General features: G+C 72.8%; 22 protein-coding genes. 10 read left to right on the top strand and 12 right to left on the bottom strand.

Annotated features, from left to right (window positions below):
- Nucleotides 1-128 precede the first annotated feature (128 nt).
- The 3 genes from ACZ3IL_RS27525 to ACZ3IL_RS27515 all read left to right on the top strand — a co-directional run bounded on the left by ACZ3IL_RS27525 (nt 129) and on the right by ACZ3IL_RS27515 (nt 4,264).
- Complete coding sequence (locus tag ACZ3IL_RS27525) at nt 129-2,096, top strand: ATP-binding cassette domain-containing protein (RefSeq protein ID WP_467394647.1); 1,968 nt, start codon at nt 129-131, stop codon at nt 2,094-2,096.
- 66 nt (nt 2,097-2,162) lie between these two features.
- The gene (locus ACZ3IL_RS27520) at nt 2,163-3,644 is read left to right on the top strand and encodes an NUDIX domain-containing protein (RefSeq protein WP_467394573.1); all 1,482 of its coding nucleotides are present in this window, start codon (nt 2,163-2,165) and stop codon (nt 3,642-3,644) included.
- Nucleotides 3,632-4,264 carry an NUDIX hydrolase gene (locus ACZ3IL_RS27515; RefSeq protein ID WP_467394572.1) on the top strand — a complete coding sequence of 211 codons (633 nt, stop codon included), beginning with the start codon at nt 3,632-3,634 and terminating at the stop codon, nt 4,262-4,264. The genes ACZ3IL_RS27520 and ACZ3IL_RS27515 overlap by 13 nt, the downstream gene beginning before the upstream one ends.
- Nucleotides 4,265-4,395: 131 nt before the next feature.
- Here the strand turns inward: ACZ3IL_RS27515 and ACZ3IL_RS27510 are convergent, their stop codons facing one another.
- Nucleotides 4,396-5,928 carry an outer membrane protein assembly factor BamB family protein gene (locus ACZ3IL_RS27510; RefSeq protein ID WP_467394570.1) on the bottom strand — a complete coding sequence of 511 codons (1,533 nt, stop codon included), beginning with the start codon at nt 5,926-5,928 and terminating at the stop codon, nt 4,396-4,398.
- 580 nt (nt 5,929-6,508) lie between these two features.
- Here ACZ3IL_RS27510 and ACZ3IL_RS27505 point away from each other — a divergent pair.
- Nucleotides 6,509-7,744, top strand: coding sequence for a phospholipase D-like domain-containing protein (locus tag ACZ3IL_RS27505; protein WP_467394568.1), 1,236 nt, complete (start codon nt 6,509-6,511; stop codon nt 7,742-7,744).
- Between the two features lie 241 nt (nt 7,745-7,985).
- Here ACZ3IL_RS27505 and ACZ3IL_RS27500 read toward each other — a convergent pair whose 3' ends face one another.
- On the bottom strand, nt 7,986-9,152 hold the full coding sequence (locus tag ACZ3IL_RS27500) for a twin-arginine translocation signal domain-containing protein (RefSeq protein ID WP_467394566.1): 1,167 nt from the start codon (nt 9,150-9,152) through the stop codon (nt 7,986-7,988).
- Between the two features lie 389 nt (nt 9,153-9,541).
- Here ACZ3IL_RS27500 and ACZ3IL_RS27495 point away from each other — a divergent pair, with 389 nt between their 5' ends.
- From ACZ3IL_RS27495 to ACZ3IL_RS27485, 3 genes are all read left to right on the top strand, one after another.
- A complete protein-coding gene (locus tag ACZ3IL_RS27495) occupies nt 9,542-10,990 on the top strand; it encodes a hypothetical protein (protein ID WP_467394564.1) in 1,449 nt (482 codons plus the stop codon).
- Nucleotides 10,991-11,214: 224 nt separating this feature from the next.
- Nucleotides 11,215-11,625, top strand: coding sequence for a hypothetical protein (locus ACZ3IL_RS27490; protein ID WP_467394562.1), 411 nt, complete (start codon nt 11,215-11,217; stop codon nt 11,623-11,625).
- Nucleotides 11,626-11,682: 57 nt separating this feature from the next.
- The gene (locus ACZ3IL_RS27485; RefSeq protein WP_467394560.1) at nt 11,683-12,315 is read left to right on the top strand and encodes a hypothetical protein; all 633 of its coding nucleotides are present in this window, start codon (nt 11,683-11,685) and stop codon (nt 12,313-12,315) included.
- 351 nt (nt 12,316-12,666) lie between these two features.
- On the opposite strand, the gene ACZ3IL_RS27480 is transcribed toward ACZ3IL_RS27485, so the two are convergent.
- Complete coding sequence (locus tag ACZ3IL_RS27480) at nt 12,667-13,479, bottom strand: MerR family transcriptional regulator (protein WP_467394558.1); 813 nt, start codon at nt 13,477-13,479, stop codon at nt 12,667-12,669.
- Nucleotides 13,472-14,008, bottom strand: a complete 537-nt coding sequence (locus ACZ3IL_RS27475) for a VOC family protein (RefSeq protein ID WP_467394556.1) — start codon at nt 14,006-14,008, stop codon at nt 13,472-13,474. The genes ACZ3IL_RS27480 and ACZ3IL_RS27475 overlap by 8 nt, the downstream gene beginning before the upstream one ends.
- Nucleotides 14,009-14,284: 276 nt before the next feature.
- Here ACZ3IL_RS27475 and ACZ3IL_RS27470 point away from each other — a divergent pair, with 276 nt between their 5' ends.
- Entirely contained in the window at nt 14,285-15,979 is a 1,695-nt protein-coding gene (locus ACZ3IL_RS27470; protein WP_467394554.1) for an alkaline phosphatase D family protein, read from the top strand.
- A 113-nt stretch (nt 15,980-16,092) separates the two neighbouring features.
- Here ACZ3IL_RS27470 and ACZ3IL_RS27465 read toward each other — a convergent pair whose 3' ends face one another.
- The 8 genes from ACZ3IL_RS27465 to fabG all read right to left on the bottom strand — a co-directional run bounded on the left by ACZ3IL_RS27465 (nt 16,093) and on the right by fabG (nt 23,399).
- Nucleotides 16,093-16,464, bottom strand: a complete 372-nt coding sequence (locus ACZ3IL_RS27465) for a fic family toxin-antitoxin system, toxin component (protein ID WP_467394552.1) — start codon at nt 16,462-16,464, stop codon at nt 16,093-16,095.
- Nucleotides 16,465-16,470: 6 nt separating this feature from the next.
- Complete coding sequence (locus ACZ3IL_RS27460) at nt 16,471-16,686, bottom strand: hypothetical protein (RefSeq protein WP_467394550.1); 216 nt, start codon at nt 16,684-16,686, stop codon at nt 16,471-16,473.
- 83 nt (nt 16,687-16,769) lie between these two features.
- Nucleotides 16,770-17,744: a dTDP-glucose 4,6-dehydratase gene (gene rfbB, locus ACZ3IL_RS27455; protein ID WP_467394548.1), complete on the bottom strand. Its 975-nt coding sequence runs from the start codon at nt 17,742-17,744 to the stop codon at nt 16,770-16,772.
- The gene (locus ACZ3IL_RS27450; RefSeq protein WP_467394546.1) at nt 17,741-18,808 is read right to left on the bottom strand and encodes a glucose-1-phosphate thymidylyltransferase; all 1,068 of its coding nucleotides are present in this window, start codon (nt 18,806-18,808) and stop codon (nt 17,741-17,743) included. The genes rfbB and ACZ3IL_RS27450 overlap by 4 nt, the downstream gene beginning before the upstream one ends.
- Nucleotides 18,809-18,949: 141 nt before the next feature.
- The gene (locus ACZ3IL_RS27445) at nt 18,950-20,524 is read right to left on the bottom strand and encodes an acyl-CoA carboxylase subunit beta (protein WP_467394544.1); all 1,575 of its coding nucleotides are present in this window, start codon (nt 20,522-20,524) and stop codon (nt 18,950-18,952) included.
- A 118-nt stretch (nt 20,525-20,642) separates the two neighbouring features.
- Nucleotides 20,643-21,866: a methionine adenosyltransferase gene (gene metK / locus ACZ3IL_RS27440; protein ID WP_467394541.1), complete on the bottom strand. Its 1,224-nt coding sequence runs from the start codon at nt 21,864-21,866 to the stop codon at nt 20,643-20,645.
- Between the two features lie 114 nt (nt 21,867-21,980).
- Nucleotides 21,981-22,280 carry an acyl-CoA carboxylase epsilon subunit gene (locus ACZ3IL_RS27435; protein WP_467394539.1) on the bottom strand — a complete coding sequence of 100 codons (300 nt, stop codon included), beginning with the start codon at nt 22,278-22,280 and terminating at the stop codon, nt 21,981-21,983.
- A 333-nt stretch (nt 22,281-22,613) separates the two neighbouring features.
- Nucleotides 22,614-23,399: a 3-oxoacyl-ACP reductase FabG gene (fabG, locus tag ACZ3IL_RS27430; RefSeq protein WP_467394537.1), complete on the bottom strand. Its 786-nt coding sequence runs from the start codon at nt 23,397-23,399 to the stop codon at nt 22,614-22,616.
- Between the two features lie 251 nt (nt 23,400-23,650).
- On the opposite strand from fabG, the gene ACZ3IL_RS27425 reads away from it, so the two are divergent.
- Both ACZ3IL_RS27425 and ACZ3IL_RS27420 read left to right on the top strand, forming a co-directional pair.
- On the top strand, nt 23,651-24,085 hold the full coding sequence (locus ACZ3IL_RS27425) for a SnoaL/DnrD family polyketide biosynthesis methyl ester cyclase (protein WP_467394535.1): 435 nt from the start codon (nt 23,651-23,653) through the stop codon (nt 24,083-24,085).
- A 3-nt stretch (nt 24,086-24,088) separates the two neighbouring features.
- A complete protein-coding gene (locus ACZ3IL_RS27420; RefSeq protein WP_467394533.1) occupies nt 24,089-24,928 on the top strand; it encodes an NAD(P)H-binding protein in 840 nt (279 codons plus the stop codon).
- Nucleotides 24,929-24,941: the final 13 nt, after the last annotated feature.

Below are 24,941 nucleotides of genomic sequence, written 5' to 3'. Positions count from 1 at the left end.
GAGGGAACACATTGACGCAAGTCGAACCAGGCGGCGACGAGACCGTGAACCCGCCGAAGACCGCCACCGCGACCACGGCGACCACGGCGACCACGGCGACCACGGCGACCACGGCGACCACGGCCAACATCTCGGACGCCGAGCGGGAACTGTACGGCGGCCGGCTGCGCTACGACCAGTCCTACGTCCGCCACGAAGGCCCGCTGACCCGGCTGGGCTTCGGTCACATGGCGGCGGCGCTGCCCCGCATGGTGGGCATGGTGCTGCGCACCGGCTGGGAGACGGACCGGCGGGCGCTCACCGGGGTCGTGGCGGCTCAGCTCGGGCAGGGCGTGACGGCGGGCTGGGGGCTGGTGGCGGTCAACGGCGTCCTCACCCGGCTGTTCGCCGACGGTCCGACCGGGGACAAGCTCCGCGAGGCCCTGCCGTCGCTGGCCGTGCTCGCGGTCGCGGCGGTGGCGACCGCCGTGCTGTCGGCGTGGTCGACCGCGATGTCGGGCCGGCTGGAGCCGCAGGTGGAGCGGGCGGTCTCGGCCCGGTACTACACGGCCGTCACCCACGTCGAGGTCGAGGCGACCGAGCGGCCGGAGGTCCAGCGGGTCCTGGAGGCGGGGAGGTTCGGCACGGATTCGGCCCGCAGCATGCTCCGCCTGTCGGTCGGCGTGGGCAGTGTGGTGATCGGCATGGCGGCGGCCGCGGTCGTCCTCGCGGCGCTGCACTGGGCACTGCTGCCGATGCTGCTGGCGATCGCCCTGCCCAAGGGATGGGGGGCGGTGCGCTCCGCGCGCCGCGAGTACCTCTCCCGCCTGAACTGGGTCGACCACCGGCGGGCGATCGCGTCGTTGCTGGCCTACCTGACCCGCCCGCACGCCGCCGGGGAGATCCGGGTGCACGCCGCCGGCACGAAGCTGTTGTCCAGCTACGAGGAGATGTCACGGCAGACGGAGGCGGAGCAGCGGCGGCTCGCCCGGGCGCAGGCTTCCACGGACCTGGTCGCCGGGGGTTTCGCGGGGCTCGCGTCGCTGGCCTGCTACGGATTGCTGTGGTGGCTGCTCGCCTCCGGCGGTCTGCCGCTCGCCGTCGGTGGCACGGCGGTGATCGCCATCCGCACCTCGACGGCGCGGCTCACGTCGCTGGTGCAGCAGGTCAACCGGCTGTACGAGGAGCTGTTGTTCCTCACCGACACCGAGGACGCCATCGAGGTGGCGGGCGAGAATGCCATCCCCGCGTCCGGTGCGCCGCTGCCCTCACCGGTACGGGAGGTGCGGACGGAAGAGGTGTCGTACACCTACCCGGGAGCGGACTCCCCTTCCCTGAAGGGCGTGAGCGTGCGGGTGCCGCGCGGGAAGGTGACGGCCCTGGTCGGTGCGAACGGCTCGGGGAAGACCACGCTCACGAAGGTGCTGGCCGGGCTGCTCCTGCCCTCCGAGGGAAACGTGTGGTGGGTGGGAGGATCGGGCGAACGCGTCGAGCTCCGCGAGGCCGACCGCGCCCGGGTCTTCGGCATGGTGGGCCTGCTGGCGCAGGACTTCCCGCGCTGGGAGATGACGGCCGCCGCGAACGTGGCCATCGGGGCCGGCGACCGTCACCGGGACATGGACCGCGTCCGCGGGGCCGCCGGAGAAGCGGACGTGCTCGACCTGATCGAGGGCCTTCCGCACGGCTGGGACTCCATCGTGTTCAAGGGGTACGAACGGGGTGTCCAGCTCTCGGGCGGACAGTGGCAGAAACTCGGTTCCGCTCGCACCCGGTACCGGCAGGCGCCGTTCCTGCTGGTCGACGAACCCACCAGCGCCCTCGACCCCCATGCGGAGATCGCCGCGTTCCAGGGCCTGTGGTCCCTGGCCGAGGAAGGGCACGCCGTGGTCCTCGTTACCCACCGGCTCGCCGCGACCACGCACGCCGACCACATCTACGTCCTCGACCGGGGACGCGTCGTCGAGGACGGCACCCACGACGACCTCATGGCCCGCGCGGGCGGCCTGTACCAGGGCATGTTCACCGCCCAGGCCGCCCAGTACGGGCTCGTGCCCGTGGCCGAGGCGCTTCCCGGCCCCCGCGGCGTCCGGCCGTCCGGCCGCGAAACGGCGGACTGACCCACCGACGCGACCTCCACGGCCCGGCCCGCGACACATCCCCACGTCGAAGGCGAGACCACGCTCGTGCCTCCCAGCCCCTCCTCGATCCGCAGGACCGTCGACGCGTACCTCGGCCGCCACCCCGACGAGCGGGACGCCCTCGCCGCGCTGCTCGCCGCCCTGGACCGGCCCGCCGACGTGACCGCCCGGACGACGCTGCCCGGCCACGTCACGTGCGGCGCCGTCGTCATCGACCACCGGCACCGGGTCCTGCACGTCCGGCACCCGGCCGCGGGAGGCCTCGTGCTCACCCCGGGCGGCCACGACGAGCCCGGCGGCCGCACGTTGCTCGCCGCTGCGCTGCGCGAGGTGTCGGAGGAGACCGGAATCCCTCCGGGTGCCCTGTGCCTGCCCCGGCAGACACCCGGCTCTCCGATCGGCATCGACGTCCACGACGTCGATGCCGACCCGGCCGAGGGCGAACCGGCGCACCGCCACTTCGACTTCCGCCACGTGTTCCACCTCGCCGACGACGACCCGCCGGTGATCACCCCGCAGGACGAGGAGGTGTCCGGTGCCCGGTGGCTCCCCCTGTCGGAGGTCACCTCACCGACCCTGCGTACGAAACTCCTCCACGCGCGGCTCGACGGGTGGGCCGAGCCCGTGAACGCGTCCGCGATCGTCCACGACGGCCACGGCCGGTACCTGCTGCACCTGCGGGACGCCGACAAGCCGTGGATCCGGGAGCCCGGGTGCTGGTCGCTGCTCGGCGGCGGCCGGGAGCCGCAGGACCGCACGCTGCTCGACACGGTCCGCCGGGAGTTGCGCGAGGAAGCCGGCCTGACGGTCGCCGGCCTGGAACCGTACGCGGTCGAGCACGTCACCGGTACCGAAGGGACCCGCGTGCCGATCCAGTTGTTCTCCGGCCGCTGGAGCGGCGACCCGGCCCGTCTGCCGCTCACCGAGGGCGTGATGCCCGCCTGGGTGCGGCCCGAGAAGTTCCCGCACATGACGGTGCTGCCCTCGACCCGGGAACTGCTCGAGCGGCACGCCGCCGAGCACCCCGCGCCCGCCGAAGGGGTCTCGGCGGTGCCCGCCGGGGCCTCGCGGGCCGAGTCGCCGTCCGGGGCGGTTCCGAACCTGGTCGGCGTCCACCTCTACCTGGAGCGGGACGGCCAGGTCCTGCTGGGTCTGCGCCACCCCGGCTCGGCGTACGCGGGCGGGTTCTGGCACGTGCTCGCGGGCCACTGCGAGGCGGAGGCCGCGACCGCCTGCCTCGTGAGGGAGGCGTACGAGGAGGCGGGGCTGGTGATCGACCCGGCCGGCGTCGACCTCGTCCACACCGTGCACATGAGGGAACGGCCCACGGACCCGCCCCGCGTCCAGCTCTACTTCCGCGCCCATCACTGGAAGGGCACACCGGAGCTGCGGGAGCCGGACAAGTGTGTCCGGTGGGAGTGGTGGAACGCCGAGGATCTGCCCGAGCCGATCGTCCCCTACACCCGTGCCGCGATCAGGGGCATCCGGGCGGGACGCAACTACACGGAACTCGGGTGGTCGCGGTGACCGGGTCCGGCACCGCGGGCGCGGCGCGCGCCTCCCGCTCCGACGGCACCGGGGGGCGGCACACGGTGCCGGTGGACGTGCACCTGATCGCCGTCCGCGACGGGGAGGAGGGGCCGGAGGTGCTGCTGTCGCGCCGGGCCGGCGACGTCTACGCCGCAGGGCACTGGCACGTTCCCTCCGGTCACGTCGACGGCCCCTTCGAGGACGTCGTCACCGCACTCGTCCGCGAGACGCACGAGGAGACGGGTCTCGTGGTGGAACCGGACGACGTGCGCGGCGCGGTCACCGTGCACCACCGGGACCCCGGCGGGAACGCGCGCGTCGGGTTCTTCTTCGAGGTCCGCCACTGGACCGGGACACCGGAGGTCATGGAACCCGAGGTGTGCGACGCCATGGGCTGGTTCGCGTTCGGCGCGCTGCCGGAGCCGATGGTCGCCTACTGCCGTGCCGGGCTGGACGCCTACCGGACCGGCGCCACCATGGCACTGCACTTCCAGGAGCCGGGCGACCCGATCGGCCACGATCCGGCCGCCGACCGGCTCCGCGCCCTGCCCTCCCCCTCCCCCTCCCCCGGCTCCGGCTCCGGCTCCGGCTCCGGCTCCGGCTCCGGCGAACCGTGACCCGGGCGAGGAGCGGCGGGTGTTCCGGACCGGCGACGGCACTCTGCGCTTCCTCGCCCTCACCCGGCTCCGTACCGGCCCGCCCGCACGGTCGGCCTCGTGCGTGCTCCTCGGAGCCGACCGCGCCGGCGTCAGGGGGCGAAGGAGAGCATGCGGGGCTCGCGGGCGGCGTCGTTGCCGCTCAGGACGGCGGGCGTGATCACGAGCCGGTCGCCCACGTAGGCGTTCCTTCCGACCGCTCCCGCGCCGAACTCGACCTTCGCGGTGAAGGCGGGGAGCCGCATCACTTCCTTGATGTTGTCCGCGCTGCCGGGACCGATCCGGAGGACCTGTCCGGCCCTGCTGCTCGTGCCCAGCCGGTAGACGGTCCCCGTCCTGCCCGGTCCCACGCCCAGGGGGTAGTAGCCGTACGAGGTCCCCTCGGTCTTCACGCCCCAGACCAGCATCCCGGTGCCGAGGTCGTAGGCGCCGGCGCGGTCGGTCCCGCCGAGCAGCACGAGCCCCCCGCCGACGACGGCCTCCCGGCACGCCTGGGCGTTGGCACTGGTGTCGATGGAGTCCCCGCAGTGCTTGAACCCCTTCGGGCGGGGGTCGATGGTCCTGCGGACCTTGCCGTCGGGTCCGAGGGCGACGAGCCGCCAGTTCTCGGCGTGGGTCTCCCGGTGCGCGATGGTGATCACGGCCGGTGAGACGGACAGCACCTGGCCGATCCTCCAGCCCGGCTCCGTCCGGTGGCGCCAGTGGACCCTGCCCGTGGCCGGGTCGATCTCCCGGACCTGGTCGTACGCCTTCTCGAGCGCGGTGATCGCGCAGTCGGCGAGCACCAGGAGCCTGCTGCCGCCCGCCACCCTGCCGGGATAGCACTTCCCGGGGTTCTCCAGGGGGATGTCGTACAGCTTCCTCCCGTCGGAGACCTGGTACGCGGCGGCCTTCATGCTCTGGACGATCGCGACCGTGCCGCCGCTGATCGCGCTGTCCACGATGATCGTGTCGTCGTCCGTGCCGGTTTCGGCCAGTTGCTTGTGCCAGCCCTCCTTTCCGGTGCGCAGGTCGATCATCCGGAGCTGGTTGCACCGGGCGCCGGTCCACGCCTCGACGTTCTGCAGGACGATGACGACCTTGCCGTCGGGAGTCGTGTGGACCGGGGTCTCGCAGACGGGAGTCGGGAGGTCGACGCTCCACACCTGGGCCCCGTCGCCGAGCCGGTGGGCGACGACCCGCTTGTAGATCGCCTGGACGACGGTGTCACCGACGATCCAGAGGTCCTTGGTCGAGATGTGCCGGTTGGGCAGGTCGGTGCGGTCGTCGACGATCCAGGCGCCCGCCTCGCCGGCCCGGCGCTGCCGCGCGATCTCCGCGGTGGTCGGGACGCGGGAGGGCGACGGGGTGGGACGGGCACTGGTCTTCGGCGGCGTCGTGGCCGACGGGGTGCGGTTCTCCGCTCCGGCACGGTCCGCCCGGGCGTGGTCCGCTCCGGACCGCTCGCGGAGGACGTACGAGCCGGCGCCGAAGAGCAGCAGCAGCGCGAGGACCGCGGCGACCAGCAGCCTGCGGCGGGGCGGACGGGGTGGTGGCGGGCCGTACCCCTCCGGCGCGTACGGGTTGTCCGGCACAGGCCAGGGCGGCGGGTTGTGTTTGTACCAGGGCTCGTGCGACTGCGACATGCGGGTTCCCTTTTACAGCAAGGCGGGTTACAGCAAGGCGGGCGGCCTCCCCACGGGGCGAACCACGCCGGGGCGTCCATGACGGGGTGCCCACGACGGGGTGTCCACGACGGGCTGGAGAAGAACTCCGGGGCGTGTTCCGGACTTCGACGCCGGGCCGGATCGCGGGGGTGGTCCTCCTCCGTACTCACACGGGCCGGGAGGGCACCGCGACCTGACGGCACAAGGCCGACCACAGGCCCGACGAACTCTGGCACGGCACGCTGCTCTTCCGATGAACTCCCGCTGAAAGCCGGCGGCCGTGACAGGGCGGCGGCGCGAACCTGCCGCTCCCCTCGTCCCGGCCGCCGCCGGGCCTTCCGGCCGGCCCGGCGGTGATCCGTTCCACGAGGGCGGTGCGGCCGGCCGCGCGCGGTCGCGCCGGCCGTACCGCGGACCGGACGGGGCACCCGGGCGGGATGGTGATCGCACCGTGAGGGCCGCGTCGCGGTCCGCTACCCTCACCTTCCGTCCGTCACGTACGCGCGCACGCGTGCGCGCAACCGAGAGAAGGCCGATGCGCGGCCGGGGAGAACACCACATGAGATCACCTCACGCCAGAAGCGTCACGAGCCGTGGCGGAACCGGCGTCCTGCTCGCCTTCGCCGTCCTCGCCGCGCTGCTCATACCCGCGCGCAGCGCCGACGCCGCGACCGTCGTCACCGGGCCGATCTTCAACCGCCCCACCGGTGACACCGCCGCCCAGCAGGCGATCCGTTCCCAGGTGCGGTCCGTCATCGCCAACGCGGACAGCGGCTCGATCGTCCGGCTCGCCATGTACCACCTCTGGGACGACACGATCGCGGCCGACCTGGTCGACGCCAAGAACCGCGGCGTGAACGTCCGGGTCGTCCTGGACCGCACCACCCTCGACTACCCCTCCTCCTACGACACGCTCCGGGCGGCGCTCGGCACGAGCACCTCCGCCGCGTCGTGGGTGGCGCTCTGCGCCTCCGGTTCGTCGTGCCTGGGCCCGGCCGGGACCGGCATCAACCACAACAAGTTCCTGCTGGCGAGCAGCGTCGCGGGCGGCACCCAGAAGAACGTCACCGTGCAGCTGACGTCGAACCTGACCCCGTCCAACTACAGCCGCTACTGGAACAGTTCGCTCACCGTCGCCGGCAACAGCGAGCTGTACGACGGGTACGTCGCGTACTTCACCAAGCTCCCGGCCCAGAACCGCGCGGCCTGGTCGTACACGTACGGCAACGCGGGCGACTACAAGTACTACTTCTTCCCCCGTGCGGGCAGCGACGAGAGCACCGACACCGTCGTCAACGCCCTCGACAACATCACGTGCCGCTGGAGCGACGCCTCCGGTGCCCACCGCACCACCGTCCACGCCGCGATGCTCAAGATCACCCGTCAGGCCGTCGCCGACAAGCTGGCCGCGCTGGCCGCTTCCGGGTGCCTGGTCGACCTGGTCTACAGCGAGACGGACGCCGGCACGTGGAACGCGCTGCACGGCGTCTCCGGTCTGACCAACCGCTGCTACCAGCACGACGACGACGCGGACGCGACGACGCCCCGGCGGATCGTGCACTCCAAGAACCTGATGATCAACGGCATGTACGCGGGCGAGGTCCAGAAGGTGATGTGGACCGGCAGCCACAACTGGAGCGGACCGGCCCTGCGCAACAACGACGAGGCGATGCTGCGGGTCACCACGCCCTCCGTGTACGACGCCTTCGAGGCGAACTTCCAGGCGGTCAAGTCCGCCGCGGTGCCCGGCACCAGCGACAACGTCGCCATCTGCAAGAGCGACGACACGGACTGACCCCGCGCGGTCCCGGCCGGCGGGACCGACGCGGCCGGCGGGTCCGGCGGGCGTCCCGCACCGGCGGGGCGCCGCACGCGGGGCGGGCGGGGTGTCCACCGCCCGCCCCGGCCGGCGGACGAGACGGCCGGCGGACGAGACGGCCGGCGGTCCCGCCGTCGGACGGAAGGGTCCCGGTTCCGCGCGCCGCACCGCGGGCGGCGGCCGGTCCGGCGGTGGGCAGCCGGTGGCACGACCGGTCTCAGCGGTCGTGCGCCGTACCGCCCCGGCGGGAGGCCGGGCCCGTCCGGGTGACGGGGCAGGCGCCCTTCCCGGCCCCGTCGGACGCGGGACGTGCCCCCGTGTCCGGCCTCGTCGCGCCGAGCTGGTCCAGGATCTCGTCGGCGAGCAGGTCCTGCGGGCCCTTGAGCGCGTCGGCGGCCGTCCGGTCCGAGGGAAAGACCAACTCGGCCGCGATGTTGTCCTGCACGATCCGGGCGAGGTTGTCCAGGGCCACGAAGACCGGGTCCGAGGGCGGTTCGGCGGCCGGCAGGTCGATCAGGTGGGTGGCCACCTTCGCGGGGTTCATGCACGGTCCGATGATGATCGAGTTCTGGTTCAGCTCGGACGTGGCCCACTGGGACAGCACGACCGTGTACAGGTCCCGCCACGCCTCCTCCCCGATCCGGGTCCGCCACTTCCGCAGAACGGCCCGCACTCCCGCGATCTGGGCCTCGGCCGCGTACCTCATGTTGGTGCGGATGCCCTCGTGCAGGCGATGGGAGAAGTCCTCGAACGACCTGATGTCGACGGACCGGGCCGCGGTGGAGACCTCGATGAACGAGAGCGCGCCGTCGAGCACCCGCGCGCACGAGACCGCCATCTCCGGTGGGACGCCGGCCCGGTCGAGCTGCTGCCGGGCCGCGGCGAGGGTGCCGGCGTAGCGCCGGAGCGGTGCGATCCAGTCGGTGGCCGCGCCGTCCCCGAACGCGACCACGGCGAGGTCGTGCGGATCGATGCGGTCCGCGCCCGGCACGTTCGGAACCCTGTCGCCCAGGTGGGGCGCGACGATCGAGAAGACGCCGAGCGGCACGTGGCTGACGGACTTCGCCAGCTCGAACACCTCCCCGACGGGATGCAGCGACTCCTGCGTGCCGTCGTGGACGAGGGTGAACCTTCCGCCCCTGGCGTCGTTCTGGACCACGAGGACGGGGCCGAGCCGCGCGATCAGATCCGCCTTGAGCGCGGCGTAGTGGGCCCGCGTAGCTCTGTTGACCGCCAGGATCGCCTCGCGGGCCCGTCGGCGCCGGGCGGCCGGGTCGTCGGCGGGTGGTCCGCCGCCGTCCCCGGCCGCCGCCGGTGGGGCCGCGAGGCCCGCCATGACGCCGGCCGCGGTGGTGCGGCCGAGGAAGCTTCTGCGTGTGGTCATTCTCCGCCTTCCGTGGGGCCCGCTCGCCGGGCGAGGGGCGGGGCCGTGAAGCCGGCGGCGCCCGGTGCGCCCTCCTCGCGGGAAGGCACCGGTGCGCCGTCGTCCCCGGCAGAAGGAGAACGAGCCCGGGCACCCGCACGCATCGGGTCGCCGCGCATCGGGTTGTGCGACGGTCCCGTGCCGGCAGGGCGCCCTCCCGGCCGGTCCGCGATCCGGCCCTGCGGACGCGATCCGGCCCCGGGGAGCAGGAGCGTCCTCGGCGGTCCTGCCAGCGTCAACGCCCTTGTGGGGGCACAAGGGCGGAATCCGGTCACCGGCCTGGACGCGGCTTCACGCGGATTGAAATGATCTCAGCCCCTACCCGCCTCCGCTGGAACGAAGGGCAGAGCATGCCGTCTCCGCACCACCCTCCGAAGTCCCGCCCCCACCGGCGCGCCGGCTGGGTCGCCGCGCTTGCCGCGGCGGTCCTGGCCGTACCGGCCCTCGGCGCTCCCGCACAGGCCGCGACCCCCGGAGACCCGGCCACCGCCTCGTCCTTCAACCTCAAGCCCGGTCCGGACCTGAGCGGCGCGGTGACCGCGCTGAAGGCGGCCCTGCCGACACAGGGCGTCCAGGACCTGCTCGACCAGGCCAACCGCGTCGCGAAAACCGGCGCGTCGTGCACCACGGACCCGTTCGGTACCGGTGACAACGGCGCGGTGCTGGCTCCGGCCAGAAAGCTCTGCTGGGACGGGGGCGACTCCGGCACGGAGGAGTGGATCCCGCAGGGCATCACGGGCGTCTCGGACGCCCAGGCCGACGAACTCTGGGGAACCCGCAAGCCGCTGGTCGCCGCCTGGTACGACAAGGCGAGCACCAGCCTGTGCGCGGCGGACCCCGGCACCTGCCCCGACAAGGGCGTCAGGCTGTCGTTCCTGGACCCGGAGACGCCGGTGACGGGCACCCCCGACGGACGCCGGTACCGGCACGTCCTCCTGGCCGAGCCGTACTTCAACTCGTACGGCAACGCCTCCTACAGGGCCGTCGACGTCCACGCCGGAGGCATCGCCTGGTACAAGTACTACCTTTACGTCGCGGACACCATGAACGGCCTGAGGGTCTTCGACATGCGCTCCGTCCTGGACCTCAACCCCGACCAGAACGCCTCCGTGGACGACACCACGCTCAACGGGCTGAAGAGCAACGTCACGGACGAGAGCAAAATCGGCCGTCAGAGCAACGTCTACTACGGTCACACCTACCGGTACGTGATGCCGCAGGTGGCGTCGTACAAGTTCGTCGCCCCCCAGGGGAACTCGTCCGCGGGAACCTGCGTGGCCACCGGGGCCCCGAAGGCGTCGTACATCTCCGTCGACCGCAGTTCCACCACCGCCCCCGCACTGATCATGGGCGAGTACTGCAACTCCGACACCGACCACCCCGAGAAGGGCCGTGTCGGCGCGCTTCCCATCGACGACACCACCGGTCTGCTCAAGGAGACCGGCGGAACGGTCACCGCGACATCGGCGTACTACCTGCCCCGCGACCTCACCCAGGGCGCCGCCCGGTACGACGGCGTGTACTACTTCAACCGCAGTTACCTCAACAACAGCGGGAGCCTGCGCCGGGCCACCGTCACCGGCGGCCGCCTGGTGGACTACGGAAGCAACATCACCAACGCGGTCGGCCCCGAGGACCTGTACGTCGAGCACGGCCAGAGCGTGCCCGGCGCCACCCAGTACCTCTGGTCGCTGACCGAACACCGCGCGGACGGTACGGCGGGCTGCACCGACGCGGGCTCCCCGTGCGGCCGGGTGCTCTACGCCCACCGGCTGAGCGACGTCCTGGCGCGTCCGTAGCGTCCGGGGCGGAGGTCGCCCCCCCATGAGCCGCCTGACCGGGGGCCGGAGCCGGCCAAGGCCGACGGGCCCCCGGAACGCGGCCGACGGCGAAGAGGTGAAGACCCGGAGGGTGGGGTCCGATCCGGCGTTCGAGCAGGCCTCCGCCACCGTCCGCTTCCGGTGCCCCCGCCCGTCAGCGACGGAGGCCTCGTCACGTCACGTCCCGATACGGAGAGCAGAGAATGAACCCCGCCCGTCGGCTCACGCTGGTGATCGCGCTGCTCGTCCTCGCGGGCCAGGCTTTTCTCAGCGCCACCTATCTCCTCTGGTTCCTTCCGGTCTTCGCCGGCGGAATCGGTCCTGACGACTCCGAGGTGCCCGCGGAAGGCTCCGGCCTGTTCGTCCTCGCGTCCCTCGCGGCCGGAGCCGTCGTCACCGCGTCGAACATCTGGACTCTGCGCGGAATGACGCGAACCCTGCGGGGTGGACCGGCAGCGACCCGTCCGTTCCTCGTGGCGGCGGCGGTGCAGTTCCTCACCCTCGCGGGTTCGCTGGTGACGGAGCTGACGCCCCTGGCCGCGACGGCAGCGTTCTCGCTGCTGCTCGTGCTCGCCGGACTCCTGCTGGAAAGCCGGTCCGAGCGGGCGGCCTGACCGGTCGTTTCGTCTGCCGGCGTCCTGCGGCGCGCCGGGACGTGGGACAGTCGTCGGGTGTCCCACGATATTGCTTACCCCGTCTTCCGCACCCCCGATCCGGAACTCGCCCTGCGCACCGCACGCCGTCTCATGGAGTTCGGCCGCTGCGAGTCCTCCGAAGTCGCCGCGTACGCGGAGCTCTTCTCCGTCGCCGAGGTCCGGCGGGCGGCGAAGGCCCTGCCCGAGGGGTGGTTCCGCGGGGCGTCCCGGAGGGGGGAATTCGAAGGGATACCGTTCGAGGAGCAGCCCGCCTTCGTCTTCGGTGTCCCGGCGGGCGACCTGCCGGCCGGGGAAGCCGCGTTCGAGGGGCGGCTGCCGGTGGAGTGGGGCACATCGGACCTGCCGATCGGCAGTGTCGAGGACGCCTTCACCGCGGCGATCGGGCCGAACGCGGGCGCGATCAACTGGCATTCGCTGTGCTGGCCGGACGCGCCGGAGGCTGGATTCCACGGCGATTCCAAGCACGCCGAGGTGACGCTCCTCTTCAACACCCGCAGCCGCGCTCTCCACGAACCCGCCGACGACCACACCGTCCTCGTCCACGTCCGGAGCGCCGTCTTCGACGGCCGCCAGAGAAACGAGCCGTACGCCCACTGGCTCGCCGCGCAGGTGGGGCTCACGGTCATCGGGCCCGGGCAGGAGGACTGAAGCCGGTCCGCCGGCGCCCGCCCGCGCGGTCGGCGGCACGGTCGCGGGACGGCGGTGCTGTCCGCCCCCCTCCACCGCTGTCCACCTCCCCTCCCTGCGACCGGGGCGGCTTCGGTGGACCGTCGAGCGCGGCGTTTCCGGCTCGACCACCCCGGCCCAGCGCCGTCACGAACGCGAGGACGGCCGTCTCCTCACCCTCACCACCGTCGCCGGTGCCTTTGCCCGTCGTCGCGGACCGCCGGACGGGACGGCGCCCCGTCTCCCGCGACGAGGCGCGGACCCGATGCCGGCGGTCACACCGTCAACGGTTTTCGTGAGGGTTCAGGGGAAGTTCGCTCCGGCCCGCTGCTTCTACCGCCAGGTCGCGGTGTCGGGGTCGATGCCGTGGGCGCGTGCGTCGGCGTCGACGAGGCGGCGGAACCAGGCGGCGAGGCCGGTGCGAACGCCGTCGTAGTGGGCGGCGAAACCCGGATCGGCCTCGTACCTGCGGGCGAGGCAGACCTGCATCTGCCGGGAGAGGGGGAAATACGGGGCGAAGACCTCGCGGTGTCGTTCGACGAGTCGTCCCGCCTCCGGGCTGCCCGGTGTGACGCCGGCGTCCATCGCGTCGCCGAGGGCTCGTTCGAAGTCGGCCGTGGCGTCGGCGACGGCCTGCCATTCCTCCGGGCCCCGGGAGGCGGAGCCCTCGGCGTACTGCCGCCATTGCGTCGTGTCCCCGTAGTGCCGGCGGGCCTGGGCGGACCAGTCCGGGTTCCATCCCGGACCGAAGACCGCGGCCTGCTGCTCCGCGGTCAGCAGCAGGCCGCGCTCGTGCGCGTCGATCATGCGGTCCAGACCGTCGCCGAGCCGCCGGAGGCGTTCGATCCGTTCCTCGACCTGACCGCGCTGCGCGCGCAACGCGCCGGGCACGTCGACGGCGGCGTCGTCCAGGACGGCCCGTATCCCGTCCAGACCGAGCCCGAGTTCGCGGTAGACGACGACGCGGTGGAGACGTTCCAGATCACAGGCGGTGTAGAGCCGGTATCCGGCGGCCGTGCGCAGCGACGGCCGGGCCAGGCCGATCTCGTCCCAGTGGTGCAGCGCACGGACCGTGACGCCCAGGCGCGTCGAGACCTGGCCGACGGTCAGGCCGTCGGCAGGGACGTCGGCGTCGGCATCAAACATGTTTCCCATTGTCCCCGCGGTCGGCGTCCGGTGGAGTGATCCCGATCGCCTCGAGGTTCCGCGCCTCCTGGCCGGCCGGGTCGAGGGGCTTGGCGGCGGTGAGGACGATCCGCGCGTTCTCCGGGGTGATCACCTCCACGTCGCGGGTGTTCCAGGGGGTGTCCCGCGGTCCGTCGACCGCGTCGGGGCGCAGCGCGCGACAGGCCTCGACGAGGGAATCGACCTGGCCGAGCACACACGAGAAACTGACGCCCATCGCCGGCGGCCGCTCCGGGACGTTCTCCGACGAGACGAGGAGGACGTCCTGAAACGCCCACCTGCGCAGGTGCACGAGCTGCCCGGGGATGGCGAACAGTTCGAAGAATCCGAGTCCACGCACCCAGAAGTCCACCGAGGCCGCGAGGTCGTTCGTGGGGATCGTCACGAACGCCGGCATCCCGTAGATGCCGCGGAAGGGTTCCGGCGCGACCGCGTCCGGGCCGGGCGGGGGCACGGGGCTCATCTCGAAGGCGTTGTAGTAGTCGCTCATGCGCCCCACCCTCCGGCCTCACGCGACGTGAGGGTCAAGCCGGGTTCACGGGGCCGGCTCCGCCCGGTGCCGGGAACGCCGCCCGCGGCGGCGGCGGGGCGGCGGGGCGGCTTCCGGGGGCTCGCCCGCTTCGTCCGGGAAACTCCTGGTGAGGGCGGGCGGCGGGACCGGGCGGTCGCGGGCGGCCGGCTTCGGGACAGCGCCGTTCGCGCCGTCGTTCCGTACTGTACGGAGGGGCCGCTCCGTACCGTGCGGAGCGCCGGAAGGGGACTCGTGATGGCCGGTCTGAGGCTGGGGCCGCTCCTGCGTTACGTGGACTGGGAGTCGGGCACGAGCGCGACGGTGTGGGTCGAGGCCGACCGGGCGTGCACGGCGGAGGTCCGGTGCCCGGGCGGTGCCGGGGGTTCGGCCCCGTCGTTCCAGGTCGCCGGGCACCACTACGCGCTGGTGGTCGTGACCGGGCTCGTCCCCGGGTCGGACACGGCGTACGAGGTGCTGCTCGACGGCGAGCGGGTGTGGCCCCCGGCGGACTCGTCCCTGCCGCCCAGCACCATCCGCACGCCGCCGGTCCCGGCGACGGGCGCGGTGGTCGCCTTCGGCTCGTGCCGGTGGGCGGCGCCCGCCGCGGGCGAGCCCGACCCGGTGGGGCCCGACGTCCTCGACACCCTCTCCGCCCGGCTCGCCGCCGACCCGGGGGCCGACCGCCCGGACGTCCTCCTCCTGCTGGGCGACCAGGTGTACGCGGACGAGACGTCCGCCGGCACCCGTGCCTGGATCGCCCGGCACCGGCGGGCGGCGGGCACCGGCTCCGCCGCCCCGCCGGACCAGGTCGCCGACTACGAGGAGTACACCCACCTCTACGACGAGTCCTGGGGCGACCCCGAACTGCGCTGGCTGCTCTCGACCGTGCCCAGCTGCATGGTCTTCGACGACCACGACATCGTCGACGACTGGAACACGAGCGCCGCCTGGGTGGCCGACATGCGGGCGACGTCCTGGTGGCAGGAGCGGATCACCGGCGGTCTGATGTCGTACTGGGTCTACCAGCACCTCGGGAACCTCTCCCCCGCCGAGCTCGCCGAGGACAAGCTGTACGCGGAGGTGCTGGCGGCCGACGACGGCGCGGAGGTGCTGCGCGCGTTCGCCCGGCGTGCCGACGCCGACCCGGCGTCGGTGCGCTGGAGCTACCGCAGGGACTTCGGCCGCACCCGGCTGCTGATGGTCGACACCCGGGCCGCGCGGGTGCTGGAGGAGCGGCACCGGTCGATGCTGGACGCGGGGGAGGCGGCCTGGCTGCGGGAGCAGGCGTTCGACGAGCCCGGCGGCGTCGACCACCTGCTGATCGGGACCTCGCTCCCGTGGCTGCTGCCCCCGATGGTCCACTTCGCGGAGAGCTGGAACGCGGCGCTGTGCCGGGGCGAGCGCGGGCCGCGCTGGGCCCGCCTGGGCGAGTGGCTGCGCCGGCGGGCGGACCTGGAGCACTGGGCGGCGTTCGCCTCGTCGTTCGCGAGCCTGACGGAGACGGTCGCCGAGGTGGGCCGGGGCGACGCCGCCCCGGCGACGGTGTGCGTGCTCTCCGGGGACGTGCACCACGCGTACGTCGCGGAGCCCGTCTGGACCGCCGGGCGGCAGCCGCGCTCGCGCGTCTTCCAGTTCACCTGCTCACCGCTGCACAACTCGGTGCCCGCGGCCATACGGGGCGGGTTCCGTTTCGGCTGGAGCCGGCTCGCCCGGGGGATCGGGCACCTCCTCGCCCGCCACGGACGGGTCGAGAGGCCCGCGATCCGGTGGGGGCGCACCGGCGGCCCCTGGTTCGGCAACCAGCTGATGACCCTGACGCTGCGCGGGCGTACGGCGCGGCTGCGGCTGGAGAAGGCCTCGGTGGGGGCGGAACGGGGGCGCCGAGGGGCCGACCGCGAGGGAGCGCGGCTCACGGGCGTCTTCGAGCGGAACCTGACGGGCGGCGGCTGACGCCCCGCCGGCCGGCACGCGGGCCGTCCCCCTCCCGGCCTCCGGGGCGGGGCCCGCCCGCGCCGGGGCCCCGGGGCGGGGGCCCGCCCGTACCGGGGCCCCGTCGGCGTCGGTCAGCGGGTCCATCGCTTCAGGGCCGCGGCGAGCTGCCGGACGTCGATGCGGCTTTCGGCCACCTGCTCGACGAGGTCGATGGCCTCCTCCGCCGTGACGCCGACCGGCTGTCCGCAGGCGTGCAGGTAGGCGGCGGCCACGGCCACGCCGTACAGCTCGTTGGAGTGTTCCAGGGCCGGGACGCGGACGAGCTGTTCCAGGAGGGCGGCCGCGCGGTGGTGCGGCTGCTCGTAGACGGGGACGTCCATCACGCGGAAGGCGTGGCGCGCCCGGGCCGCCTCGAGCGCGCCCCAGTCGAAGATCCCCGGGTCGCCGGGGATCTCCCGCTGGGCGACGTCCAGGAGCCAGGACAGGTCGATCCGGAGGAACACGCGGGCTCAGGCGGCGTCGGCGGGGCGGCCGAACCGCTCGGCGAAGGCCGGGCCGTGCTCGGTGACGAAGGAGCGGGCCCCTTCGACGAACCGGGCACGGGTCAGGTCGGCGTCCAGCACCCGGCCCGCGTAGTTCTCGGCGGGCAGGTGCTTCTCGGCCGCGACGCGTTCCAGTGCCTCGTACGCCTCGTCGCTGATCTCGATGCGGATTTCCCGTGCCATGTCCCCACGGTAGCGGCCGGCCGCCGGATGCGGCAGGGGGAGGACGCCCCGGCGGCCGGACCGGGCCGGTGCCGCCGGGCGGGTCAGGCCGCCGGGGTCCGCCACCGGCCGCGGTGGCGGCGGTACCAGTCGACGGTTTCGGCGAGGCCGGCGTGGAAGTCCTTGGCCGGGTGGTAGCCGAGCTCTTCGGTGATCTTCGTGTGGTCCACGGAGTAGCGCCGGTCGTGGCCCTTGCGGTCGGGGACGTGGCGCACGCTGTCCCAGCCGGCTCCGCAGGCTTCCAGGAGCAGTCCGGTCAGTTCCCTGTTGGTGAGTTCGGTGCCCCCGCCGATGTTGTACACCTCGCCCCCGCGCCCGCCGCGGCGCACCAGCTCGATGCCGCGTACGTGGTCGTCGACGTGGAGCCAGTCGCGGACGTTGCCGCCGTCGCCGTACAGCGGCACCGGCTTTCCGTCCAGGAGGGCGCTGATGAACAGCGGGACGACCTTCTCGGGGTGCTGGTGGGGGCCGTAGTTGTTGGAGCACCGGGTGACCCTGACGTCCAGGCCGTGGGTGCGGTGGTGGGCGAGGGCGATGAGGTCGCTGGACGCCTTGGTGGCCGAGTAGGGGGAGTTGGGGCTGACCGGGGCCGTCTCCGGCCAGGAGCCCGCGTCGATCGAGCCGTACACCTCGTCGGTGGAGATGTGGACGAACGTCTCCACGCCGTGCCGCAGCGCGGCGTCGAGGAGGGTGTGGGTCCCGGTCACGTTGGTGTGGAGGAAGTCGGCGGCGCCCGCGATGGAGCGGTCGACGTGCGACTCGGCGGCGAAGTGCACGATCTGGTCGTGGGCGGCGGCCAGTTCGCCCACCAGCGGGGCGTCGCAGATGTCGCCGCGCACGAAGGTGAACCTGTCGTCGTCCGCGACGGCGGCCAGGTTGCCGGGGTGCCCGGCGTAGGTGAGCTTGTCGAGGACGGTGACCGTCACGTCGTCGGCGCCGTGCGGGCCGAGCAGGGTGCGGACGTAGTGGGAGCCGATGAATCCCGCGCCGCCGGTCACGAGGAGGGACGTGGTGCTCATGACGCGATCTCCACCTCGCTGTGGTCGCCGAGGACGAGCCTGTTGCTGGAGGGCACCCGCGGGGCCGGGGTGACGGTCACGTTGCGGCCGACGAGGGAGGCCCTGACCCGGCGCACCCCCCTGAGGCGGGCGTCGCGCAGCACGATGGAGTACTCGATCTCGGTGTCCTCGATCCGGCAGCCGTCGGCGATGGAGGTGTAGGGGCCGACGTAGGAATCGCTGATCAGCGTGTTGGCGCCGATGACGGCCGGGCCGACGATGCGGGAGCCCCTTATCCGGGCGCCCGCGTCTATCCTGACCCGGCCGATCACCTCGCTGGCCCCGTCGACGCAGCCTTCGTTGCGCGCCTCGATGCCCTCCAGGACGGTCCTGTTCACCTCGAGCATGTCGGTGACGTTCCCGGTGTCCTTCCAGTAGCCGCGGATGGTGGTCGAACGGACGTCGCGCCGGTGGTCGATCAGCCACTGGATGGCGTGGGTGATCTCCAGCTCGCCGCGCCAGGAGGGTTCGATGGCCCGCACGGCCTCGTGGACCGCCGGGGTGAAGAGGTAGACGCCGACGAGGGCGAGGTCGCTCTTGGGCTGCCGGGGTTTCTCCTCGAGCCCCACCACCCGTCCTTCGGCGTCGAGTTCGGCGACGCCGAAGGCGCTCGGGTCGGGGACCCGGGTGAGCAGGATGCGGGCGTCGGGCCGTTCGGCGCGGAACTCGTCGACGAGTCCCGCGATGCCGCCGACGACGAAGTTGTCGCCCAGGTACATCACGAAGTCGTCGTCGCCGAGGAAGTCCCGGGCGATCAGGACGGCGTGCGCGAGGCCGAGGGGCATCCGCTGGGGCAGGTAGGTCACCCGCAGCCCGAACTTCGAGCCGTCGCCGACCGCGTCCTGGATCTCGTCGGCGGTCTCCCCCACCACGATCCCGACCTCGGTGAGGCCGGCGGCCACGATGTCCTCGAGCACGTAGTACAGAACCGGTTTGTTCGCCACGGGCACCAGCTGTTTGGGCGAGGTGTGGGTGATGGGCCTCAGGCGGGTACCGGAGCCTCCGGAGAGGACGAGAGCCTTCATGCGTCCCACGCTAGGCGGACGCGCTCGAGGCCCGCTGGGACGCGGGTCGAACCGGGCGGCCGGGGGCGGGGCGGGGCCGGGCGGGCGAGGCCGACGGGGGCGGCCGGGGGCGGGGCCGGTGTGCCGCCCCGCCCCGTGCCGTCACACCGGGGGGTTGCCGTGTTTGCGGGACGGGGCGTCCGCGTACTTGGTCCGCAGCATCGCGAGCGCGCCGATGAGCGCGGAGCGGGTCTCGGCCGGATCGACGACGTCGTCCACCAGGCCCCGCTCGGCCGCGTAGTAGGGGTGCATCAGCTCGGTCCTGTACTCCTTGATCTTCTGCGCCCGTTCGGCGTCCGGGTCCTCGGCCGCCTCGATCTCCCGGCGGAAGATGACGTTGGCGGCGCCCTCGGCGCCCATCACCGCGATCTCGTTGGTGGGCCAGGCCAGGGAGATGTCGGCGCCGATGGAGCGCGAGTCCATGACGATGTAGGCGCCGCCGTAGGCCTTGCGCAGGATCAGCTGGACCCTCGGGACGGTGGCGTTGCAGTACGCGTACAGCAGTTTGGCCCCGTGCCGGATGATGCCGCTGTGCTCCTGGTCGACGCCGGGCAGGAAGCCGGGTACGTCCACGAGGGTGACCAGCGGGATGTTGAAGGCGTCGCAGAACTGGACGAAGCGGGCGGCCTTCTCGCTCGCGTGGATGTCGAGCACTCCGGCCATCGCGGCCGGCTGGTTGGCGACGATCCCGGTGACGTGGCCGTCGAAGCGGGCCAGGGCGCAGACCACGTTCTGCGCCCAGGCCGGCTGGACCTCGAAGTACTCGCCGTCGTCGGCGATCTCCTCGATGACCGCGCGGATGTCGTAGGCCTGGTTCGGGTGGGCGGGGACGAGGTCGAGGAGGGCGTCGGTGCGCCGGTCGGCGGGGTCGGCGGTCTCCTCGCGGGGCGCGGTCTCCCGGTTGTTGGAGGGCAGCAGGGACAACAGGAAGCGCACGTCCTCCAGGCAGCTCTCCTCGTCGTCGTAGGCGAAGGCCGCCACGCCGGACACCGCCGCGTGGACGTCGGCGCCGCCGAGCCCGTTCTGGGTGATCTCCTCGCCGGTGACCGCGCGGACCACGTCGGGGCCGGTGATGAACATCTGCGAGGTCCCGCGCACCATGAACACGAAGTCGGTCAGGGCCGGGGAGTACGCGGCGCCGCCGGCGCAGGGGCCCAGCATCACGGAGATCTGCGGGACGACCCCCGAGGCGCGGGTGTTGCGGCGGAAGATGCCGCCGTAGCCGGCGAGGGCGGTGACGCCCTCCTGGATGCGGGCGCCCGCGCCGTCGTTGAGGGAGACCAGTGGGGCGCCGGCGGCCAGCGCGAGGTCCATCACCTTGTGGATCTTCTGTGCGTGGGCCTCGCCGAGGGCGCCGCCGAAGATGCGGAAGTCGTGCGCGTACACGAAGACGGTCCGGCCGTGGACGGTGCCCCAGCCGGTGACGACCCCGTCGGTGTAGGGCTTCTTGCCCTCCAGGCCGAATCCGGTGGCGCGGTGCCGGCGCAGTGCCTCGATCTCGTGGAACGAGCCCTCGTCGAGGAGCGCCTCCAGGCGTTCCCGCGCCGTCAGCTTGCCCTTGGCGTGCTGTCGTTCGGTGGCGTCGGGGCCGGGTCCGGCGACGGCCCGGGCCCTGATGTCGGCCAGTTCCGCGGCGCGGTCCTGGGTGCGGACCGGGGAGAGGTCACTGAGGGTCACTGGTTTCCTCCGGGGCTGTGGGGAGGTCTGCTGTCGGGTGGGTCCGGCGCCGGGGTCGTCGCGCTCCGCCACGGCCGGCGGGGGTTCCGGGACGCCTCCTCGCGGAGCCCGGGGAGAGTCAGAGTCCGGCGGCCTTCTTGAGGGCGTCGACGCGGTCGGTGCGCTCCCAGGTGAAGTCGGGCAGCTCACGGCCGAAGTGACCGTAGGCCGCGGTCTGCGCGTAGATCGGGCGCAGCAGGTCCAGATCACGGATGATCGCGGCCGGACGCAGGTCGAAGACCTCCCCGATCGCGTTCTCGATCCGCTCCGGCTCCACCGTGTGGGTCCCGAAGGTCTCCACGAACAGACCCACCGGCTCCGCCTTGCCGATCGCGTAGGCGACCTGCACCTCGCAGCGCGCCGCCAGACCCGCGGCCACCACGTTCTTCGCCACCCAGCGCATCGCGTAGGCCGCCGAGCGGTCCACCTTCGAGGGATCCTTGCCCGAGAACGCGCCACCACCGTGCCGGGCCATCCCGCCGTAGGTGTCGATGATGATCTTCCGGCCGGTCAGACCCGCGTCGCCCATCGGCCCGCCGATCTCGAAACGCCCCGTCGGGTTCACCAGCAGCCGGTAGCCCTCGGTGTCCAGCTTGATGCCGTCCTCCACCAGTCCCGCCAGCACGTGCTCGACCACGAACTCACGGATGTCCGGCGCCAGCAGCGACTCCAGATCGATGTCACTGGCGTGCTGCGAGGACACCACCACCGTGTCCAGACGCACCGCCTTGTCACCGTCGTACTCGATGGTGACCTGCGTCTTGCCGTCCGGACGCAGATAGGGAATCGTCCCGTTCTTGCGGACCTCGGTCAGCCGGCGCGAGAGCCGGTGCGCCACGTGCACCGGCAACGGCATCAGCTCCGGCGTCTCGTCCGACGCGTAACCGAACATCAGACCCTGGTCACCGGCCCCCTGCCGGTCCAGCTCGTCGCCCCCTTCCCTCCCGGAGGCACCCTCCACCCGCTTCTCGTAGGCGGTGTCCACGCCCTGCGCGATGTCCGGCGACTGCGACCCGATGGACACCGACACACCGCACGAAGCGCCGTCGAAGCCCTTCTTCGAGGAGTCGTAACCGATCTCCAGGATCTTGTTGCGCACCAGGGTGGGAATGTCCGCCCACGCCTTGGTGGTCACCTCACCGGCGACATGCACCAGACCGGTCGTGATCAGCGTCTCGACCGCCACGCGCGAGGTCGGGTCCTCACGCAGCAACGCGTCGAGAATGGTGTCGCTGATCTGGTCAGCGATCTTGTCGGGATGCCCCTCGGTGACGGACTCCGAGGTGAACGGGCGACGGGACATGGTTCTCCAGACGTTGCGGGACGTGCTCCGGACTCTCGTGGGGACCGGGCGGGGCCGCCCGGCCGGGGCGGCGTCCTCGGCGTGGGCCGCGCGGGACCGGCGGGCCGGGCGCCGTCAGGAGGCCCAGGTGCCCGGCGCGCGGTACGCCGGCCCGGGCCGGTGGGGCAGCCGGCGGGTCCGGGGTTCGCCGGACGGGCCGGTCTCGTGGAGCCGGCACAGGCCGGCCATGAGCAGGGCGGCGACGGCCGCCGTCTCCTCGGGGGTGGGGTTTCCCCGGGAGATTCGGATCGAGGCCATCGCCAGCGCCGTCGACGCCGCCGCGCCGGCGGGCCCGGGCGGACGGTCCGGCGTGCTCCCGGAGGCCGGCGGACGCGTACCGCCGTTCGTCGGCGGACGTTCTTCGACGATGCTCATGCGGGCCCTTTCGTCAGCGTCTTCCGGACATGTCCGGCGTCGCGTTCCCAGGTTCGTCCGAAGCGCTCGATCCTGACTCGGGCCGTACCGGAGAATCGTCCCACCGAAGACCTTTCGGTGTCTCCCGACTTCACTTCATCGGCCCCCCGAACCATTTTCTCCGTCTCGAATGCGAGTGGAATTCCAAGGGAATCCGGGAGGCCGCCGGAAGGGATTGCGGCGACGCGCGCGGAAATCCGCCGCGGACGGGGCGGCGGGGCCGGGCCGGGCTCCCGGACGGCGTTCTCCCCGTACGGGCGGGGCGCGGCGCCGCCGGGCCCGTCCCTCCCGCGGTCAGAAGTTGCCGAGACCGCCGCAGACGTTGAGGGCCTGGGAGGTGAGGGAGGCGGCCGTGTCGGTGGTCAGGTAGCCGACCAGGCCGGCGACCTCCTCCGGGGTGGAGTAGCGGCCGAGCGGGATCTTGGCGGTGAACTTCCGCAGGATCTGCTCCTCGGAGGTGTCGTACGCGGCCGCGTAGCCGGAGCGCACGCGCTGGGCCATCGGGGTCTCGACGTATCCCGGGCAGACGGCGTTGACGGTGATGCCGGTGGGGGCGAGCTCGTTGCCGAGGGCCTTGGTGAAACCCACGACGCCGTGCTTGGAGGCGGAGTAGGGGGCCCCGAGGACGACGCCCTGCTTGCCGGCGGTGGAGGCGATGTTGATGATCCGGCCGCGGCCGGACTCCCGCATGCCGCCGTTCCTGAGGACCTCCCGGGTCAGCCGGAAGACGCTGGTGAGGTTGGTGGCGACGACGTCGTCCCACAGCTCGTCGGTGAGGTCGGCGGTGGGGCCGCCGCCGCTGCGGCCGGCGTTGTTGACGAGGACGCCGATCGGGCCGAAGGTCTCCACGGCGGTCGCGACGAGCGCCCGGACCGACTCGGGGTCGCGGACGTCGGCGGCGGTGCCGGCCACCTCCAGGCCCTCGGCGAGCAGTTCCGCCACCGTCTCCTCGACCTGCCGCTCGGTCCGGGCGCAGAGGAAGACCCGGTGACCGCGGCGGGCGAGGTCGCGCACCACGGCCAGTCCGATCCCGCTGGTGCCGCCGGTGACGAGGGCCGCCGTGCTGGTCTGTGTGGTCATGGGTCTACCTCCGTCGGGGTCATGGATGCCCCGACCTTTTCCCGGACCACTCGACGGCTGCCCGAGCGGCGCTTGAGGGAGGCTCTCCGCGGTCCGGTCGCGGAGTTCTGCTGGACATTCGCTCGAATCCCGCTGCACGCTCCGTCGAATTCCTTTCCGGGGTATTCCAGGTGGTTGTCCGGACGGCTTCCCGCCCAGCAGGATTGCGAAGGACCCGGAGGACCGAAGAAACATTCTGCGGAAGGAACGCGATGAGCAGTCAGACAGATGCCGTGCGCCGGATGATCCAGGCGTACAACACCGGGAAGACCGACGACGTGGCGGAATACGTCCACCCGGACTACCTGAATCCGGCCGCCCTGGAGCACATGGACCTGCGCGGTCCCGACTCCTTCGCCATGGCCGTCAAGTGGCTGCGGATGACGTTCTCGGAGGAGGCCAGGCTGGAGGAGGTGCTGCTGGAGGAGCGCGGGGACTGGGTGCGCGCGCACCTCGTCCTGTACGGCCGTCACGTGGGGGACCTCGTCGGCATGGCCCCCACCGGCCGGGTCTTCTCCGGCGAGCAGATCCACCTCTTCCGCTTCGTCGACGGCAAGATCCGCGACCACCGGGACTGGCCGGACTACCAGGGCACCTACCGGCAGCTCGGCTCCCCGTGGCCGGAGCCGCGGGGCTGGAGGGACTGAACCGTGTTCCTGGTCACCGGAGCCACAGGAAAGGTCGGCCGCGAGGCCGTCGACCAGCTGCTCGCGCTGGGCCACCCGGTCCGCGCGCTGAGCCGCAGCCCCGAGGAGGCGGGCATGCCCGGGGGCGTGGACGTGGTGGCGGGCAGTCCCGCCGACCCCGCCTCGCTGACGGCCGCCTTCGACGGGGTCACCGCGGCCCTGGTGGTGCTCTCCGGCGACGTCGGCGGTGAGGCCGCCCACGTGGCGGCCGCCGCCCGCGCGGCCGGCACCTCCCGGATCGTGCTGCTGTCCTCCGCCGGCATCGAGCACCCGGTACCGCACGGCATCGCGGAGGAGCACCGGACGGCCGAGGTGGTGATCGAGGAGTCCGGGGTGCCGTGGACCTTCCTGCGGCCGGGCCCGTTCCACGCCAACACCTCCTGGTGGATCCGCACGGTCCGCGAGTCGGGCTCGGTGCGCTGCTGGATCGGCAACAATCCCGGCGCTCCGATCGACGAGTACGACATCGCCTCGGTCGCGGTGGTGGCGCTCACGCGGGACGGCCACCTCGGGAAGTCGTACCTGCTCACCGGCCCGGAGACGCTGACCTCCGAGGAGCAGGCCCGCATCCTGGGCGACGTGCTGGGACGGGAGCTGGAGTTCTCGGTGGCGCCGCCCGAGGAGGTGGTGGACGTGTTCGCCGGGATCACCGGGGACCGCCCGGCCGCCGAGGGCAACGTGGCGGCCCTGCGCAGTCCCGAGGTGCCGTGGGCCAGGCCCACCGGTGCGGTGCGCGACCTCACCGGGCGCGAGCCGCGCCCCTACCGCCGGTGGGCCGCGGAGAACGCGGCCCTGTTCCGCTGAACAGCCGGAAAAC

The sequence above is a fragment of the Streptomyces sp. NPDC014907 genome (assembly GCF_055562975.1).
Note: the sequence above shows the minus strand (reverse complement) of the source record. Positions and strands in the feature narration are given on the sequence as shown.